This is a genomic window from Pseudomonas sp. NPDC086112 (assembly GCF_044746425.1).
Classification (GTDB): domain Bacteria; phylum Pseudomonadota; class Gammaproteobacteria; order Pseudomonadales; family Pseudomonadaceae; genus Aquipseudomonas.
Genome location: NZ_JBIVCD010000111.1, coordinates 1 through 1,068, shown reverse-complemented (window position 1 = coordinate 1,068; position 1,068 = coordinate 1). Strand labels below are relative to the sequence as shown.

Sequence of the window (1,068 nt, the reverse complement as noted above, 5' to 3'; positions counted from 1 at the left end):
ATCAGTCTGGTAAGTCACCAGACGCTTGCCCAACCACTGTTGAGCGAATGCTTTGGCGTCTTCTTTGCTGCGAACCAGCTTTACGCCGCCCGCTTTACCGCGACCACCAGCGTGGACCTGGGCTTTGACAACCCACTCGGTGCCGCCGATTTTGTCGCAAGCTTCTGCTGCTGCTTCCGGGGTGTCTACTGCGTAGCCGGTGGAAACTGGCAGGCCGTATTCAGCGAACAGCTGCTTACCCTGATACTCGTGAAGATTCATGCTTATTACCGTCTTCGTTAGGTACTGCGCATTCGGTGCTGCACCGTTCTGGTGCCGCACCACCTGTGACTGCTGCTTGCGTAGCTTTCCAGTTACCCGGTGCAGCTACGCAAGACTGCGTCCAGCGGACATTCCGCGGTGAGTCTTGCACGCAAGGCTCACGACGGGCCGTACCGCCGTGGTTTCTTATTGTCTTAACGCTTCTTGCGGTTGGCGATGTGGATGGCGCCGCCATTCACAGCCAAAGCTGCTTCGTGCAAGGCTTCAGACAGGGTCGGATGGGAGAAAACCATCATGCCCAAGTCTTCAGCGCTGGTGCCGAATTCCATACCGATCGCGCCCTGCTGAACCAGTTCTGCAGCGCTCGGGCCAATCACGTGGACGCCCAATACGCGGTCAGTCTTGGCATCGGCAATGACTTTCACGAAACCGCCGGTGTCGTTGGCTGCCATGGCACGGCCACTGGCTGCGAACGGGAAGGTGCCAACGTTAACTTCAACGCCTTCAGCCTTCAAGGCCTGCTCGGTTTTGCCGACCCACGCGATTTCCGGGTGAGTATAAATAACTGACGGGATCAAGTCATAGTTCATCTGGGCTTTGTGGCCCTTGATGCGCTCGACAACCATGATGCCCTCTTCCGAGGCCTTGTGTGCCAGCATCATGCCGCGAACCACGTCACCGATGGCGTAAACGCCCGGTACAGTGGTGGCGCAGTGATCGTCAACGTGCACGAAACCGCGCTCGTCCAGGGTCACACCGCACTCGGCTGCCAGCAGATCAGTGGTCGCCGGACGGCGACCCCCGGCT

At 58.7% G+C, this 1,068-nt stretch carries 2 protein-coding genes; both read right to left on the bottom strand.

The features are described 5' to 3' along the window. Positions 1-261: ATP-grasp domain-containing protein (locus tag ACIPLA_RS28310; protein ID WP_401177781.1), on the bottom strand; the 261-nt coding region annotated here is incomplete at its 3' end. 194 nt (positions 262-455) lie between these two features. Next, the coding region (locus ACIPLA_RS28305; protein ID WP_401177778.1) for an FAD-dependent oxidoreductase at positions 456-1,068 on the bottom strand (613 nt) is incomplete at its 5' end.